This window comes from Mucilaginibacter lutimaris (assembly GCF_042676625.1).
GTDB lineage: Bacteria > Bacteroidota > Bacteroidia > Sphingobacteriales > Sphingobacteriaceae > Mucilaginibacter > Mucilaginibacter lutimaris.
The window spans coordinates 295,651-313,158 of the sequence record NZ_JBHTIA010000013.1 but is presented as its reverse complement, the minus strand read 5'-3'; the positions used below and the strand labels follow the sequence as shown (position 1 = coordinate 313,158).

13 protein-coding genes and 1 tRNA gene are annotated in these 17,508 nt (G+C 44.0%); 9 read left to right on the top strand and 5 right to left on the bottom strand.

From position 1 onward, the window contains the following. Positions 1-86: 86 nt before the first annotated feature. From ACFQZI_RS19295 to ACFQZI_RS19265, 7 genes are all read left to right on the top strand, one after another. Entirely contained in the window at positions 87-1,796 is a 1,710-nt protein-coding gene (locus ACFQZI_RS19295) for an alpha-amylase family glycosyl hydrolase (RefSeq protein ID WP_377145427.1), read from the top strand. A gap of 225 nt (positions 1,797-2,021) precedes the next feature. Then, a complete protein-coding gene (locus ACFQZI_RS19290) occupies positions 2,022-4,436 on the top strand; it encodes a glycoside hydrolase family 31 protein (protein WP_377145612.1) in 2,415 nt (804 codons plus the stop codon). Between the two features lie 302 nt (positions 4,437-4,738). Next, positions 4,739-5,599, top strand: a complete 861-nt coding sequence (locus ACFQZI_RS19285) for a sigma-70 family RNA polymerase sigma factor (protein WP_377145426.1) — start codon at positions 4,739-4,741, stop codon at positions 5,597-5,599. 209 nt (positions 5,600-5,808) lie between these two features. Next, complete coding sequence (gene glgB, locus ACFQZI_RS19280; RefSeq protein ID WP_377145424.1) at positions 5,809-7,986, top strand: 1,4-alpha-glucan branching protein GlgB; 2,178 nt, start codon at positions 5,809-5,811, stop codon at positions 7,984-7,986. Position 7,987: 1 nt separating this feature from the next. Next, positions 7,988-8,179, top strand: a complete 192-nt coding sequence (locus tag ACFQZI_RS19275) for a hypothetical protein (protein WP_377145422.1) — start codon at positions 7,988-7,990, stop codon at positions 8,177-8,179. Positions 8,180-8,288: 109 nt separating this feature from the next. Further along, positions 8,289-9,188: a helix-turn-helix domain-containing protein gene (locus ACFQZI_RS19270; RefSeq protein WP_377145420.1), complete on the top strand. Its 900-nt coding sequence runs from the start codon at positions 8,289-8,291 to the stop codon at positions 9,186-9,188. A 51-nt stretch (positions 9,189-9,239) separates the two neighbouring features. After that, the gene (locus tag ACFQZI_RS19265) at positions 9,240-9,962 is read left to right on the top strand and encodes an SDR family oxidoreductase (RefSeq protein ID WP_377145419.1); all 723 of its coding nucleotides are present in this window, start codon (positions 9,240-9,242) and stop codon (positions 9,960-9,962) included. A 115-nt stretch (positions 9,963-10,077) separates the two neighbouring features. On the opposite strand, the gene ACFQZI_RS19260 is transcribed toward ACFQZI_RS19265, so the two are convergent. The 4 genes from ACFQZI_RS19260 to pfkA form a co-directional block, all read right to left on the bottom strand. Continuing rightward, positions 10,078-12,096 (bottom strand): M13 family metallopeptidase, encoded by a 2,019-nt coding sequence (locus tag ACFQZI_RS19260; RefSeq protein WP_377145417.1) that lies wholly within the window; start codon positions 12,094-12,096, stop codon positions 10,078-10,080. Positions 12,097-12,209: 113 nt separating this feature from the next. Next, positions 12,210-13,205, bottom strand: a complete 996-nt coding sequence (gene gap, locus ACFQZI_RS19255) for a type I glyceraldehyde-3-phosphate dehydrogenase (RefSeq protein WP_377145415.1) — start codon at positions 13,203-13,205, stop codon at positions 12,210-12,212. A 6-nt stretch (positions 13,206-13,211) separates the two neighbouring features. Beyond that, on the bottom strand, positions 13,212-14,060 hold the full coding sequence (locus ACFQZI_RS19250; protein ID WP_377145414.1) for a hypothetical protein: 849 nt from the start codon (positions 14,058-14,060) through the stop codon (positions 13,212-13,214). After that, positions 14,060-15,046 (bottom strand): 6-phosphofructokinase, encoded by a 987-nt coding sequence (gene pfkA / locus ACFQZI_RS19245; RefSeq protein WP_377145412.1) that lies wholly within the window; start codon positions 15,044-15,046, stop codon positions 14,060-14,062. The genes ACFQZI_RS19250 and pfkA overlap by 1 nt, the downstream gene beginning before the upstream one ends. A 130-nt stretch (positions 15,047-15,176) precedes the next feature. On the opposite strand from pfkA, the gene ACFQZI_RS19240 reads away from it, so the two are divergent. Then, positions 15,177-15,872: an NUDIX hydrolase gene (locus ACFQZI_RS19240; RefSeq protein ID WP_377145411.1), complete on the top strand. Its 696-nt coding sequence runs from the start codon at positions 15,177-15,179 to the stop codon at positions 15,870-15,872. 134 nt (positions 15,873-16,006) lie between these two features. Here the strand turns inward: ACFQZI_RS19240 and ACFQZI_RS19235 are convergent, their stop codons facing one another. Continuing rightward, positions 16,007-16,867: an N-acetylglucosamine kinase gene (locus ACFQZI_RS19235; protein ID WP_377145410.1), complete on the bottom strand. Its 861-nt coding sequence runs from the start codon at positions 16,865-16,867 to the stop codon at positions 16,007-16,009. Positions 16,868-17,373: 506 nt separating this feature from the next. On the opposite strand from ACFQZI_RS19235, the gene ACFQZI_RS19230 reads away from it, so the two are divergent. Continuing rightward, positions 17,374-17,447, top strand: a tRNA-Arg gene (locus ACFQZI_RS19230). Positions 17,448-17,508 lie beyond the last annotated feature (61 nt).

The window sequence follows — 17,508 nt, the reverse complement described above, 5'->3', positions numbered from 1 at the left end:
CTATTGGCCGATATGCACAGCACATTTGCATAGTCGTTAATAGATCCTTCACTCCGTTCAGGATGACAAACTCTATAAGTATTTAAATGCCCAACAATAAACTGATCATTTACCAACTGCTGCCTCGCCTGTTCGGAAATAAAATCACCAGTAATAAATTCTACGGCTCGGTAGAAGAGAACGGCGTTGGCAAGCTGAATGACATTACCGATAAGGCCCTCGTAGAGATAAAAGCGATGGGCTTTAGCCACGTATGGTACACCGGCATAATTGAACACGCCACCATGACGGATTATTCCTCCATAGGCATTAAGGCCGACGATCCCGATGTGGTGAAAGGCCGTGCCGGTTCACCTTATGCCATTAAGGATTACTACGATATCACTACCGACCTTGCTGTAGATCCGGAGTTCCGTATCTCGGAGTTTAAGGAATTGGTTGGCCGTTCGCACAAGAATGGGTTAAAAGTTATTATTGATTTTGTACCCAACCATGTCGCCCGAACCTACGCTTCGGATGTAAAGCCCGACGGCGTACGCGATTTTGGTGAGGATGACGATACCAGCCTGCACTTTTCGCCCGATAACGATTTTTACTACATTCCCGGGCAGCCGTTTGTGGTACCCGGCGGTTATAATCCTGGTGGCGATGATTTTACTTCGCCGATGAAAGATGGCAAGTTTGATGAGTTTCCGGCGAAGGCCACGGGCAACGATGTGTTTAACCCCGCGCCCTCCATCAACGATTGGTTCGAAACCATCAAGCTAAACTACGGTATCTATTACTTAGATGGTAAGAAAAGCTATTTCGACCACATTCCGCCGCTATGGCACAAAATGTTGCATATTCTAACATATTGGGCTGATATGGCTGTGGATGGTTTCCGTTGCGATATGATAGAGATGGTGCCGGTAGAATTTTGGGCATGGCTTATCCCTCAGTTAAAGGCTAAGTTCACGGGTCTGGTGTTCATCGGCGAAGCATACGATAAAAACCAATACAACAACTATATCCATAACGGCGGGTTCGATTATCTGTACGATAAGGTGGGCCTGTATGATGCTATCCGCAAGTTAACCTGTGCCGAACCCGGCGCATCAACCTGGGAAATAAACGCCGTTTGGAACAACCATTGTAAGGGCATTGATCAGCACATGCTGCGCTTTATGGAAAACCATGATGAACAGCGCATAGCGGGTAAACATTTCGCGGGTGATGCTATGCTTGCCATACCGGGAATGATTGTAAGTGCTACCCTGGCAACCGGTCCGGTAATGATCTATAGCGGACAGGAGGTAGGTGAAGCTGCCGAAGGTGCCTGCGGGTTTAGCGGCGATGATAGCCGTACCACTATTTTCGATTACTGGGGCATACCCGCGCACCAGCAATGGATGAATAACGGGGCGTTTGACGGGGCAGGGTTATCGGCACAACAGCAGGAATTACGTGCATTTTACAGCAAGCTATTGAATGTGTTGAAAAATAGCGATGCCCTAAGCAACGGCGCGTTTTACGAACTGATGATAGCCAATGAGCACCAGCCCGGGTTTGATACCATGCTGTACATTTACATGCGCTATACGGCCACTCAAAAAGTATTGGTAATTGCCAACTTTAACCGTGCCGAACGCGCCATAAACATCCGGATACCTGTGGAATTGCTTACACAGTTTGGCCTTACCGGTGAGGTGGTTTTTACGGATTTGTTAAGCGGCAGCACATTTACCACAGCCGATGTTGCCACCGGTGTACCTGTGGTTGTAGGTGCAAGCAGTGGTTTATTGCTAAATTTGTAATTCTTGCTTTAAAATTAAGGTACAGCGCCTTTTGGCGTAATTATAGCTTGAAACTTTAATGGAATAATCGTTTATTAGCTGTTACCAAAATTAATTAGCTGATATATTAATCGCGCTTTGCAAGCCTTTAGCTGCAGGGCTATTGACTAAAAATAGAACATGGCAGAAAATGTACCTGACCCCAACCCCGAACTGTTAACGGCGAAATTGCTGCAGGTGGAGGATATGATTGTTGATGAAGAAGAATTTCACCATTTAAATAACCCCGCCGACGGCATAAAACCTATTGTAAAGAAGTACCTGGGCATCCCCACGCACGCAGAGCAAGCAGGCAATAAAATATTTTTTACCGATGGCGATGCCAAAGTAGAAGTTACCGTAGTAACCAACGAGATCATTCGGATACGTTTAGCGCCACACAGTGTTTTTTTAGAAGAATTTTCATACGCTGTGCCAAAGCTGCCTCAAAAAGCCGTTAAGTTTACTTTGGTAGAAAATGAACAAGAGTTTCGCGTATCAACTTCTGAAGTTAACTGCCACATCCGCAAACAGGATTTCTTTATCTCTTTTTCAGACAAGAACGACCATGTAACCAGTGCTGACGCCGCACCCATGCATTGGGAAGAAAACACCCAGTTTGGCGGTTACTATGTATTTTGTACCAAAACCTGCGAGCCGCAAGAAAGCTTTTTTGGCCTTGGCGATAAAGCTACCGAGTTTAACCTGCGTGGTAAACGCTTAAAAAACTGGAATACCGATGCCTATTCGTTCGGCTTTAACCAGGATCCGCTTTACCGCTCCATTCCTTTTTACATCAGCGTAAGCGATAATATCGCCCACGGGATATTTTTTGATAACACCTTTAAGGCACACTTCGATTTTGGCGCCGAGGATTCAACCAAAACGAGTTTTTGGGCAGATGGCGGCGAGTTGCAATACTATTATATCCACGGCCCGCACATGATGGATGTGGTGAAGAATTACCACCTGCTTACCGGTACACACCCCATGCCACCGCTTTGGGCGCTGGGCTATCACCAATGTCGCTGGAGTTATTATCCCGAAAATAAGGTAAGGGTAATCGCCAATGGTTTTCGCCAGAACCGCATCCCTTGCGATGGAATTTATCTGGATATTGACTACATGGACGGCTACCGCTGTTTTACATGGAGCCCTAAATATTTCCCTAACCCTAAAAAAATGATTGCCGATCTGGCTGCCAATGGATTTAAAACAGTGGTGATCATAGATCCGGGTATCCGCGTAGATGATAACTATTCGGTGTTTAAAGAGGGGAAAGAGAAGAAATATTTTTGTCGCCGTTGCGACGATTACTTTATGGAGGGCCACGTTTGGCCGGGCCGCTGTCAGTTTCCCGATTTCACCAACCCCGAGGTTCGCGAATGGTGGGGCGACCTCTTCGACGATTTGGTTGAAACAGGCGTTGCCGGTGTTTGGAATGATATGAACGAGCCTGCTGTGTTCGGCTCGGGTACCTTTCCGGATGATGTACGCCACCAATATGATGGCTACCGTGGGTCGCACCGTAAGGCGCACAACGTTTATGGCATGCAAATGGTGCGCGCTACCTACGAAGGTTTGCGCAAGCAAATGAAAAACAAGCGTCCGTTCACCATTACCCGGGCGGGTTACTCAGGCGTGCAGCGCTATTCATCTGTTTGGACGGGAGACAACGTAGCATCGTGGGAGCATTTAAAGCTGGGTAACATACAGTTGCAAAGGCTTTCGGTATCGGGTATCTCATTCTGTGGTACAGATATTGGCGGTTTTAGCGGCGAGCCCGATGGCGAACTGTTTACCCGCTGGATTCAGATGGGTACCTTCTCGCCGTTTATGCGTGCACACTCTGCGGGCGATACCAAGGAGCGCGAGCCGTGGAGCTTCGGCGAGCCTTTTACATCTATCAACCGTAAATTTATAGAGCTGCGTTACAGGCTTATACCATATCTGTACTCGGCATTCTGGGAGCATCACCGTTATGGTTTTCCAATATTAAGGCCTGTGGTAATGCAGGAGCAGGAAGTAGCATCAAACCATTTCCGCCAGGATGAATTTACCTACGGCGATAAAATATTGATATGCCCGGTACTGGAGCCGGGGCAAAAAAGCCGTAAGGTGTACCTGCCAAAGGGTACCTGGTACGATTTCTGGAACCTGGAAACCATTGAAGGCGGTCGTGAGATAACGGTACCCACACCACTGGATCAGTTGCCGATATTTGTGAAAGCAGGTTCGGTAATTCCAGAATATCCGGTAATGCAATACACCGGTGAAAAGGAAATTGAAGAAGTAAAGCTAAATATCTATTACAGCGATTACGAAGTGAATTCGTTCCTGTTTGAAGATTATGGCGAAACCTTTGCCTACGAGCAGGATATTTATCTCGAGAAAAAATTTGTTGTAAAAGGTGATGCCGATAAGCTAGCCATCAAACAAACAATGGAGGGGTTATACACCCCGCGTTACGAGGGCTATCACATTAAATTGAACGGTTTGCCGTTTAAACCAACAAAGATAATAGCCGACGGCAAAGAGATCCCGACCATTAACTCTAACCCCGATAAAACTTACGAATTTAAATTCAGTAAGAACTTTAAGCAGATAGAAATCTTCAAATAATAAGGCTTATGATCAGTTACCCCCCCCCTGCTAATTTGGGGTGGTAACTGATTTAACATTTGTCTTAGAATACTGCCATCCCTTTACATAACCATGACAGGAAGGCGCATTTTGTTTTAACTTATTGACATTCAATTTACACTGTTTGTAACAGTTGTGCTTATCTTTGTACGTTAAAGATTTTTAGAATTCCTTTCTTCCGCAGGCATCAGCAATCCGCTGTTAATATTAGAGAATCAATCTGCTACTCGCGCTTTCTAAGGTCATTAATCTTTAGCATTCATTTAAAAAATATAGTAAAGATGAGGCAACTTAAAATTAGTGAATCGATCACCAATCGGGAGACAGCGTCGTTGAATCAATATTTGTCAGACATTGCCAAGATTCCGATGGTTACTCCACAAGAAGAAGTGATTTTAACACAGAAAATCAGGGAGGGCGACCAGGCAGCGTTAGAGAGGTTGACAACTGCTAACCTGCGCTTTGTGGTTTCTGTTGCAAAACAATATCAAAACTCGGGCCTTACGCTCGGCGACCTGATCAACGAGGGTAACCTTGGCCTGGTAAAGGCTGCGAAACGTTTCGACGAAACAAAAGGATTTAAATTTATATCATATGCGGTTTGGTGGATCCGTCAATCTATACTGGCAGCCATTGGCGAGCAGTCGCGCATGGTTCGTTTACCCCTAAACCAGGTAGGCGATCTGTCAAAAATATCTAAAGCTGCATCTAAGCTGGAGCAGGTATATGAAAGGCCCGCAACGCCCGAAGAATTGGCAGACGATTTAGAGATAAGCGTAGAAAAGGTAACAAACTCTATGGCTAACGCTAAACGCCATGTGTCTTATGATACCCCGTTCTCGGCCGAAGAGGATAGTACCCTGCTTGATGTTCTGCAAAGCGCCGAGCCGGGAACAGATACCGAAGTAATGCACCAATCGTTAAGCATCGAGGTATCTGATAATATGCGGATACTTGGCGAAAAGGAAAGGGAGATCCTGGAACTGTTTTTTGGCCTGAAAAACCAGCATGCACACAGCCTGGAAGAAATTGGAGAAAAGTACCACCTTACCCGCGAACGTGTAAGGCAAATAAAAGACAAGGCGCTTAACCGGTTGCGTGTTAGCTCACGCGCACCTTCGCTCAGGGCGTACCTTAATTAAAATTAAAAAAGCATCGTTAGATGCTTTTTTTTTGGCCCCTGCTTTTGGTTACTTATACTTAGGGTTTTGCAGGTTATGCCGCATCTTAAACCCCCAATAATTTGTTTAATAATAAACATCTGCTGCTATTGTATGTTCAATAATGATATATTTGGTACATCAGGCATAAATTACCTGTAACCAGTGTTACTTACCAACGGCTACCTACTATGGCGAAAAAAACTTTGAATCCCGACACCCAGCTAAAAGAATCTAAACCTGTAAAAACGGTTAAAGAAACCAAGCCAAAAGCCGCTAAAGAAACCTGGCCCGAATCTGATGAGATCTCGGTTTCAAAAAAAACTACTGCCAAAAAAGCTACAGAGAAAGCGTCTCCTACTAAAGCTGCGTCGTCTAAAAGATCAAAGCCGCTCCAGATTATCGAGAATAACGAACTTAAAGCCGTTGAACCATATAGTCGTTTTACCGATTTTGATATTGATCTGTTTAAATCGGGCAAGCATTTTAAACTGTACGAAAAACTGGGTTCGCATGTTGCAGAATACAAGGGTGTTGTGGGTACTTACTTTGCCGTATGGGCGCCAAACGCGCAGTATGTAGCCGTAATTGGTAATTTTAACGGATGGAACAAGGGCTCGCACTCTCTTAATTATCGTTGGGATGCATCCGGCATTTGGGAAGGTTTTATCCCAAACATCGGTGTTGGCGAAACCTATAAATATTTTATCAAATCTTCTACAGGCGAAGACCTGGAGAAAAGCGACCCGTTTGCCTTGCGCTGGGAACTGCCTCCGCGCACCGCATCAATAGTAGCCGATACTTTTTACGAATGGAAAGACCGGGACTGGATGGCCAACCGCCACCAGCATAATGCTTTAGATAAGCCCTATTCGGTATACGAAATGCACCTTGGCTCGTGGGCACGCAGCCCCGAAAGCCCCGAGGAATTTTTAAGCTACCGCCAGGTTGCCGAAACTTTGGTGCCTTACGTTAAGGAAATGGGCTTTACACACGTAGAGTTTATGCCTTTAATGGAGCACCCTTATTACCCAAGCTGGGGTTACCAAATTACGGGCTTCTTCGCGGCATCGTGCCGTTACGGTACCCCGCAGGATCTGATGTTTCTGGTAGAGGAACTCCACAAAGCGGGTATTGGCGTAATACTGGATTGGGTACCTTCGCACTTCCCGGGCGATGTACATGGACTGTACAATTTTGACGGTACGCATCTCTACGAGCATGCCGATCTTAAAAAAGGATTTCACCCGGATTGGAAATCGTACATATTTAACTACGGCCGTAACGAGGTACGCGCGTTTCTAATAAGCAACGCACTGTTTTGGCTGGACCGTTACCACATAGATGGTTTGCGCGTAGATGCGGTGGCATCCATGCTTTACCTTGATTATTCGCGCAACCACGGCGAGTGGGAACCTAACGAATTTGGCGGTAACCATAACCTCGACGCAATCTCCTTCCTGAAAGAGTTTAACGCTACCGTTTACAGCAACTTCCCCGATGTGCAAACTATTGCAGAAGAATCTACATCGTTTGCAGGGGTTAGTCGCCCGGTTTATACCGGCGGGCTTGGCTTTGGCATGAAATGGATGATGGGCTGGATGCACGATACGTTGGATTATTTCGCGCATGACCCTATCCATCGCAAATACCATCAAAACCAGCTTACCTTTAGCATGGTTTATGCCTTTACCGAGAACTTTATGCTGCCATTCTCGCACGATGAAGTTGTTTACGGCAAGGGCTCGATGCTGAACAAAATGCCGGGCGACGACTGGCAAAAATTTGCTAACCTGCGTTTGCTTTACAGCTTTATGTACACACATCCAGGCACTAAACTAATGTTTATGGGCAGCGAGTTTGGGCAGGTTGGCGAGTGGGACTACAAAAAATCGTTGGACTGGCACCTGCTGGAGCATACCAGCCATAATGGTATAAAGGAGGCTGTTAAGGCTATCAATAAACTTTATAAGAGCGAGCCCGCGCTGTATGAAAAAGCTTTCGACTGGAATGGCTTTGAATGGATAGACGCAAGTAATTTGGACGATTCTGTTATTGTTTACATGCGTAAAGGGGTAGTTAGGGATAATGATTTGGTGATTGTATTGAACATGACCCCGGTTGTACACCACAATTATCGCATAGGCGTGCCGGCGGCGGGGCAGTGGCAGGAAATATTTAATTCGGACGAAGAAAGATTTTGGGGTAGCGGGATCGTCAACTTCGATCCTATTACTTCCGAAGAGAAATACTGGCACGGTAAGGATTATTCTATTATAGTGAAGACGCCACCATTAGGTGCCGCGATATTTAAACGTGTTACAGTACCTGCATCAACCCCAACCAAAAAATCTAAAAAGCTTAAATAACATGGCCGGTAAGTTTTTTTATTTATACCTGGTAGGTGGCAGCGTTGCCCTTGCCTTATTGATTTACAGTATTATTGCCGCCTATCCGGATTTTAACGGTAAGGGTGCATTTTTTTATGCAATACCAACCCTGCTTCTTTACTATATGGCCTATAAAACATGGCATGTAAAGAATGATGGAGAGTTGATGTAACCTACTGTCATGCTGAGCGATAACGAAGCATCTAATCGCCGATATACGAGTTGTACATTAGATCCTTCGCTATCGCTCAGGACGACAATTTCCTTAATACCTTTACACTATGTCCGTTTTAACTGCTACCGAAAATTATAAAATACGGAGTTATCCGCTGGTAACTATCAATGGCGGGGAACCCACCATGATAGAGGTGCATGAGGCAAACGGCGTCGATGTGATCATAGAAGATGCATTTCTGCTACCGCACCGTAAAGACTACTATTTTTTCGCCTTTATTGAGCAGGGCGACAGCCGCCACTGGATAGATTTTACTTCGTACACGGTAAAGCCCGGCCATTTTTATTTCACAGTTCCTCAGCAAATTCATTTAAAGGAAGAAAGCAAGCCTGTTAAAGGCTATATAGCAGGCTTTACCGAAGAGTTTTTACTACTTGAGGAGAACCGTATGCTGCGCCGGTTACCCATTATCCAAAACCCGGCAGGCGCGCACGAAATAGTTTTAAGCGCCGAAGAGATCATTTACATAGAGGATGTAATGCGAAAAATGACGCATGAATACAAAACCGGCGGCACCTGGCAAAACCAAATGCTGGCATCGTGGCTGCGGGTGCTTATTATTTACCTTAGCAGAATATACACAGAGCAATTTGGAGAAAGCAGGATCACACAAAACCACTGCCTGCTCAAAAACTTTCAGGAGCTGATAGGGGAGAACCATACCCAACTGCACGATGTAGCGGCTTATGCAAACCTGCTTAACCTTACACCCGGCTACCTCAACGATATAGTGAAACAGCAAAGCGGCAAAACGGCCATCAGCCACATTCATAACCGTTTAGTGGTTGAGGCAAAACGAAAGCTGCTGCATACCGATCTTTCGGTTAAACAAATAGCCGACGAGCTGGGTTTTGAGGATGCTGCTTACTTTAATCGTTTTTTTAAACGCCTGACAGAGAGCACCCCCGCGGCATTCCGCCAGCAAATCCGTGAAATGTACAGTTAATGCCTTGCTATGTGCAATGGTATAGTATTTGCGGCACCGTAGTTTTGCTTTATGGAAAAACAGACAGTATTAATTACCGGCGCCAATAAAGGTATTGGCCTGGAAACCGCCCGCCAACTGGCAAACGCAGGCTACCATGTGTTTTTGGGCTGCCGCGATAAGCAACGTGGCGATGAAGCAGTATCGCTATTACATAGCGAGGGTTTAAAAGATGTTGAATTAATCGTGATAGATGTTGTTAGCGATGAGTCGGTGCAGCAGGCATATAACAATTTATCACAAAAGATCGATTACCTTGATGTGCTGATCAATAACGCGGGTATCCCCGGCAGCATCCCACAGCCGGTTTTAGAAACCCCTATTGAAACGTACAAGCAGGTATATGAGGTTAACGTATTTGGAGTTGCACGTGTAACAAAAGCTTTTGTGCCATTAATGCAAAAAGCACCAAACCCCAGAATAGTGAATGTAACATCAGACCTGGGTTCGCTTGGGCTGCATACAGATAGAAGCTGGAGGCACTATGATGTTAAAACCGCTGCCTACGGCCCGTCAAAAAGCGCGCTTAACGGCTATACCATCGCGCTGGCTTACGAGTTGAAAAACTTTAAAGTGAATGCCGTAAACCCGGGTTATACCAAAACAGATTTTAATAATAACACGGGTTACAAAACCGTAGAGGAAGGTGCGGAGCCAATTGTAAAATATGCTATGATAGACAAGGACGGCCCAACCGCCGGTTACTTTAGCGATTACGGTGTAACGCCCTGGTAAAAAGCTGCCATTGCAAAAAGTAATAATACCGTAGCGGTATAGTAGCTGTGCTTATATATAGACGAAGCCCTCAAACAACAAGTTTGAGGGCTTCGTTATAAAGTATAAGTCTTAATTACCAGATCCTTACCCGCTCGTTTTCTGCTTTGTAATTTTTATCGCCGGGTTTAATGTCGAAGGCCTTATAAAAAGGAGCAAAATTCATTAACGGCCCGTTTACCCGCCACATGGCAGGCGAATGCGGGTTAGTGTTTACATAGGTGCGCAAGAAGGCATCTCGTGTTTTAACCCGCCAGATCCTGGCAATTGACAAGAAGAAGCGCTGATCTGGCGTGAAGCCATCAATCTTTTCATTGCTTTTGCCTTGTTCGGTCATTTTAAACGCGTCGTAAGCTATAGCCACTCCGCCATTGTCTGCTGTATTTTCGCCTAATGTTAGCGGACCTTTAACATGCACCGTATCTAAAACGGTAAATGAACTATATAAGTTAGAAAGCTGTGTGGTTTTTTCTTTAAACTTCTTCAAATCCTCCTTGGTCCACCAGTTTTTTACGTTACCATCTTTATCGTATTGCGCGCCTTGGTCGTCAAAAGCATGCGTCATTTCATGGCCTATAACCATGCCTATGCCGCCATAGTTAATAGCATCATCAGCCGTGAAATCAAAGTAGGGGTATTGCAGGATGCCTGCCGGGAACACAATTTCGTTAACAGGCGGGTTATAGTAGGCTGTAACTGTCGACGGCGTTGTTCCCCATTCTGTTTTATCAACAGGCTTGTTCAGTTTTGCCAGTTCGTACCGGTAACTGTTTTTGTTGAGCGACTGTACATTCTCAAAAAATTTGGTCCTGCTGATCTGCACTTTATCGTAGTCGCGCCATTTATCGGGGTAACCAATTTTTTTGGTGAATGTATATAACTTCTCTATCGCCTTTTTCTTTGTGCTGTCGCTCATCCAGTCCAGTTGGTTTATCCTGTTCTCAAAAGCCTTTTGCAGGTTATTCACCAATGCCAATACGCGCTTTTTGGCATCTTCGTTAAAATAGCGTTTTACATAAAGTTGGCCTAAAGCCTGGCCTAACTGACCATCGACGATCGCCGTCATGACCTGCCTGCGGGATTTTTGTTTGTCCTCGCCGGATAAAACCTTATTGAATGCAAACGACGCATTGATAAACGGCTGGCTAAGCCCGTCGGCATAGTTCTGTAATGTGGAGGCTTTTAAATATGCCTTCCAATTATTGATGCTTACTGATCTGAGCATCGTATTAAACTTATCGTAATAAGCGGGCTGGGCCATATCGATGGAATCTGTAGTGGCACCCAATCTGGCAAGTAAAGCCGGCCATCCTATGTTAGGCTGTGTTTTAGTTATAGAGGCAACTGCCATTTTGTTGAAGTTGGCGTTTACGTCCCTTAGTTCTACATTGGTTTTACTGCCGTTAGCCAATTGCTTTTCTATACTGTAGGCGGCGTCGGCATTTTTCATGGCTGCTGCACGGGTGCTTCCGGTTAACTGAAACAGGGTAGTAAGGTAGGCCTTATAGGCCCGTTGAACATGAAGTGTGGCCGAATCGGTTTTAAAATAGTAACCTTTCTCCGGTAAGCCTATACCACCCTGGTAAACGTGTGCTATGTTGATAGAACTGTTTTTATTGTCCGGCGAGATGCCGAAGCTTATCACCGAGCGGTTGCCGGTAACGGTTTCTTCAGCTATGAATTTAAGCAGTGTAGGCAAGCTATTTATAGCATCAATACGTGCCAATATGGGTTTAACGGGTTCATAACCTCTGCGGTTAATAGTAGCCATATCCATACCGGAAGCATAAAAATCGCCTACCTTTTGTTCTATACTCCCCGCAGTATTTTTGGCTTTTGAGACGCTATCTAAAATATTTTGCAGCAGGCGCTTTTGCGGGATATTTAAAAACGAGTAGGAGCCAACACCTGCCTGGTCGTTATCGATCTTTACGGTGTCGTACCAGCGGCCGTTAACGTACCGAAAAAAGTTGTCGCCCGGTTTTGTGGCAGGATCAAGGCCGTTTACATCTACAAAACTCCTGTGCTGGGCAAAGGCATTTTGGCCCGCGCTAAACAGCGCCACCGATAAACATAACGTAAATAATTTTCTCATAAAAAAGGTTTGTTTAAAGGTAATAATTGTAGTTGAGAGCCCAAATAATAGCTTACAACAAAAAACCCTCCCAACAATTGTTGGGAGGGTTTTAATACCAGGATTAGCTTAACTTACAGTTTGCCAACTTCCTGAACAAGGTCAATCAGTTTGTTTGAGTAACCCCACTCGTTATCGTACCAAGATACAACCTTAACAAAAGTGTCGCTTAAAGCAATACCTGCTTTTGCATCAAAAATAGATGTACGTGCATCGCCTTTAAAGTCTTCAGATACAACCTCATCTTCAGTGTAACCTAAAATGCCTTTCAATTCGCCTTCAGATGCTTCTTTCATAGCAGCTTTAATTTGCTCGTAAGTAGCAGGAGTTTTAAGGCGCGCTGTTAAGTCAACTACTGAAACGTCGGCAACCGGAACACGGAAGCTCATACCTGTTAATTTACCTTTTAACTGAGGTAATACTAAACCTACAGCTTTAGCAGCACCTGTTGATGAAGGAATGATGTTCTGGTAAGCGCCACGGCCGCCTCTCCAATCTTTAGCCGACGGGCCGTCAACTGTTTTTTGGGTAGCAGTTACCGCGTGGATGGTGCTCATTAAACCTTCTTCGATACCAAATTTATCATCTAACACTTTAGCGATTGGTGCTAAACAGTTAGTAGTACATGACGCGTTTGATACGATAGTTTGCTCGGCTTTTAACTGTTTGTGGTTTACACCCATTACAAATGTAGGGGTATCATCCTTTGCAGGTGCGCTCATAACCACTTTTTTAGCGCCGGCATCAATATGTTTTTGTGCAGTATCTATGGTTAAAAATAAACCGGTAGACTCAATAATAACTTCTGCACCTACTTCATTCCATTTAAGGTTTGCAGGGTCTTTCTCGGCAGTTACGCGGATAGTTTTACCGTTTACTACCAGGTGACCGCCTTCTACAGCTATGGTGCCTTTGAACTGGCCGTGGGTAGAGTCGTATTTTAACATGTAAGCCATGTAATCAGGCTCAACTAAATCGTTAATACCTACAACTTCAACATCTGGTCTTTCAATTGCGGCCCTAAAAGCTAAGCGACCGATACGGCCAAAGCCGTTGATTCCTATTTTCATGATTTTCTAATTTTTGTTTGAATAATACGTCAATAAATGGTTTATGGGTTCTTTTATAATATCCGCTATAGTAATGCCGGTGCCTTCGGCTGTTTCGTAAAGATAATCCTGAAAGTTGGCAGCTACCGATCCGGCAAAGTGTACAGAAGCTCCCGGGTGCTGTTTATTCAGAGGTACCAGGTAAGTTTGTATCAGTTTGCTAAAGCCTGTAGTTATAACGTTTTTTATATAAGGGTCTTGTTTATTCTCCAGAAAAAATTCGCTGAACGAGCTCAGGAACAAGGCCGGCTGCTTTTGGCGATACACCTTTTCAAGGAGTGTCTTACGGTCGGCATCGTATTTCTGCACAAATTTTTTGCGGATGTTTGCCGGCAGCGTTTCGTTCATAAAGCCTTTTATCAATTGCCTGCCCAGCCAGTTGCCAGATCCTTCGTCGGCAAGTATGTATCCTAAACCATAATTGTTAGGTGTTACTTTTTTGCCGTCGTACCAGGCGGCGTTGCTTCCGCTTCCGCAGATGCTTACTATGCCTGGTGTGTTGCGGCAGCAGGCTATGGCCGCGGCTTCAATATCGTGCCCAACGGTAATTTTAGCGAATTTAAAAAAAGCAGCGAACGCGTTATAAACAACCTGCTTCAACTCGTCAGACGATGCGCCCGCGCCAAAAAAGTAGATGCGTTTTATCCCTTCGGCGTGGTGTATAAGGTTTATGTTTTTATTGAGTAGTTGTAATATGTGCTTTTCGTCGTTAAAATAGGGATTAATAGCGTTGGTATTGAACGAGGCAACCGTTCTTCCCTTATCGGCTAATCGCCAGCCGGCATTATTAGATCCACTATAAACAACTGCAATCATTAAATTGATAATATATCTGCCATCTGCATCAGGTCGTCCTCTAACTTAAACTGATGCTGGGTTAAGGCCTCTTCAAGGCTTGTTAATTTTATATGGTTAGCTTCAAGCCCCACCATTTTTTGTGTTTCGCCATTAATCATGGCGTTAACAGCTGCAAAACCTAAACGGCTTCCCAAAATACGGTCAAATGCCGATGGGCTTCCGCCGCGCTGCAAGTGGCCTAATATAGTAACTTTTATATCGTAAAACTTTATCTGTTTTCTAACAACTTCGGCAAGGTCATAAGCGCCGCCGCTCTTATCGCCCTCGGCCACTATCACAATGCTTGATGATTTTTTATTATACTGGCCCGCCTTCAGGTTTTCAATCAGGTGCTCAATAGCGGTATCGCGCTCGGGCAGTAAAATAGCCTCGGCACCGCAAGAGATACCGGCACGCAGTGCAATAGCGCCCGAATCGCGGCCCATAACTTCTATAAAGAACAGCCGGTCGTGCGCATCGGCAGTATCGCGTATCTTATCAATAGCCTCTATAACGGTATTGGTAGCGGTATCAAAACCTAAAGTGTAGGTTGAGCCGTAAAGGTCGTTATCAATAGTGCCGGGTACGCCAATAACGGCTATATCCGGGTATTTTTTAGAGAAGCGCAGCGCACCGGTAAATGTACCATCGCCACCAATAACCACAAGCCCGTCTATACCGGCTGCTTTTGCATTTTGGTAAGCTATCTCCATGCCCTCATCGGTACGGAAGGGTAAACAACGTGCTGTTTTAAGTATGGTACCACCAAGGTTTAAAATATTACTAACCGAGCGGGTGTTCATATCATACATATTGTTATCAATAAGCCCCTGGTAGCCCTGGCGTATCCCTGCAACCTGCAGGCCATTATATATTGCGGTACGTACAACAGCCCTTATACACGGGTTCATGCCTGGCGCATCGCCGCCCGAAGTAAGAACTGCTATCTTAGAAATTTTTTGCATTATTTACTTAGGTAAATTTGTAGGTGCGAATATAGTGTGTCAAATTTACACCATTAAATTTATTTATTTATTTTTACATTAAAAATTTAGCAATATATTTAAGCACAATTAACCTAAATACATTTTTCCCTTGGAAGTAAAGTTACCTACATTTAACTCAGTTTTTTCTATAGACTGTGTCATATTTGGTTTTGAAGCCGGTGAGCTTAAGATATTATTAATAGAAAGAAACGAAGAACCTTTTAAGGATTGGCTTGCACTGCCCGGATATATTGTTGAGCAAGATGAGAGTATTGACGACGCTGCAGAGCGTATCTTATATGAGCTAACGGGCCTGCGCGACTTGCACATGCAGCAGTTTCATACCTTTGGCGAAGTTGACCGCCACCCCCAGGGCCGCGTTATTACGGTTGCCTACTACGCGTTGATACGTATTAATGGCCAAAAGGAAGTAAAACCCGTTACACAATATGCCAAAAGCGCTTTTTGGCACCCCGTAAACGAATTGCCTAAACTTGCGTTTGACCACAGCGAAATATTTGAAACAGGCTTTAACAAAATTCGCCGCAGGCTAAACTACCAGCCCATAGCTTTTGAACTTTTGCCCGAGAAATTTACGCTTACCCAACTACAGTCGCTTTATGAAGCGGTGCTGAATAAAAAGCTGGACAAACGTAACTTTCGCAAGAAAATGCTGAGCTACGGATTTTTGAAAGAGCTGGATGAAAAACAAAAGGGCGTATCGTACCGCGCTGCCAAACTGTATAAATTCGACCGTAGAAAGTACACGAAGATCTTCCAGAACGATCTTAACCTTGACAAGTAATAAAGGATTCAGGAGATTAAGAATCAGGAATCAAGATAAAAAAATGTGAATGCACAAAAAAAGCCCTATCGTTTTCGATAGGGCTTTGTAATTACAATAAGTCTTGATTCTTATGTCTTGACTTCTTTACTCTCTTACAATTGGCTTGGCGCCAACTCTAAGTGGTACTTAACCAGGTTGTCTATAGGCGAGCGGATAATGTTGCCAACCGTCATGCCATTTTCGGTACAAACTTCTTCCAGCACATTGCGGAAGTTGTAACCTACAGAGCCTATACAGTTAAAGGTATATTTTTGATAATCGGGGTAATGCGTAACCAGGTTCTTAAAGAAATCTTCGAACGAGGTACGTACCAGATTGCGTGAATACTCGATGTTTACAATGTTGTCATAAACAAATTTGCTAAAGCTTGCGCAGAAACGGTTTGCACGTGGTTGCGTGTAAACAATTTCGTTAATGTCATCGGGCGTAAGCTTAAAAGTATCCCAAAAGTTTTTGCGTACGGCCTCCGGCATGTAACCACGCAGGTAATCAACCAATAATTTTTTACCAATATGGCAACCACTGCCTTCATCACCAAGGATGTAAGCACCCGAGTCGATATTGTTTACCACTTCTTTACCATCGTAAAGGCAGGTATTGGTACCCGTGCCTAAAATAGCTGCAAAACCCTCGTTGTTGCCAAGCAGGGCGCGGGCTGCAGCAAGCAGGTCGTGGCCAATGTAAACTTTAGATTTTGTAAATACTGCCGACATGGCATCCTCTACGATCTTGCGCATCTCGGGGGTAGAACAGCCTGCGCCGTAATAATTTACCTCGGTAATATTGTCTTTCTCAAGATCGGTAGGCAGGCTCTCGTTCAACGATTGAATGATGTAATCTGTGCCTGAAAAATATGGGTTGTAGCCCTCGGTGTTAAAATACACCTTTTTACCATCTTCGGTAACTAAACACCAGTTTGTTTTGGTGGAGCCACCGTCAGCAATTATGATCATAAAATAAGTTTTAGAAAAAAAATTGGTTAAAAGTATGATTAACTTATTGTAAAAAAAACACTTCCTAACTTTAAAAAGTAAAATCGTTGTAAATGCAAAGTTAAATATGTGTATATGTGTACAATACTTAGCATTTTTACCAAAAAAATAATTCGGGCAAAAATGCTAATTAATAAGTTAAATCATAAAATATTACGTGTCAGTTTAACATATAATGCACTATATTATTAGTTCAGCATAGGTTTATAACTGAATGCAATTATATGTAATATTTTAACAAAAAATAATGAGTGGTGTTTTTTGTGACAATAAAATATAATTAATGATCATATTAAGGTTATGCCTGCCGGAAGTACTGCAAATTAAGACCTGTATAAATTGGATACGGACAGGTGACTTAATTAGGCGTGTAATGTTAATGAAGGGCGGCAGATACATAGTTTTGAATTTAACTATTGCCTTTTCAAACCATTTTTAGCATATTTGCACCGCGAAAAATACGCGATGGTCTCATAGCTCAGCTGGATAGAGCAACAGATTTCTAATCTGTCGGTCTCAGGTTCGAATCCTGATGAGATCACAAGCTAAAAAGCCTTCAAGTGCATAACCTTGAAGGCTTTTTTATTGTCTGAATTTAGGCT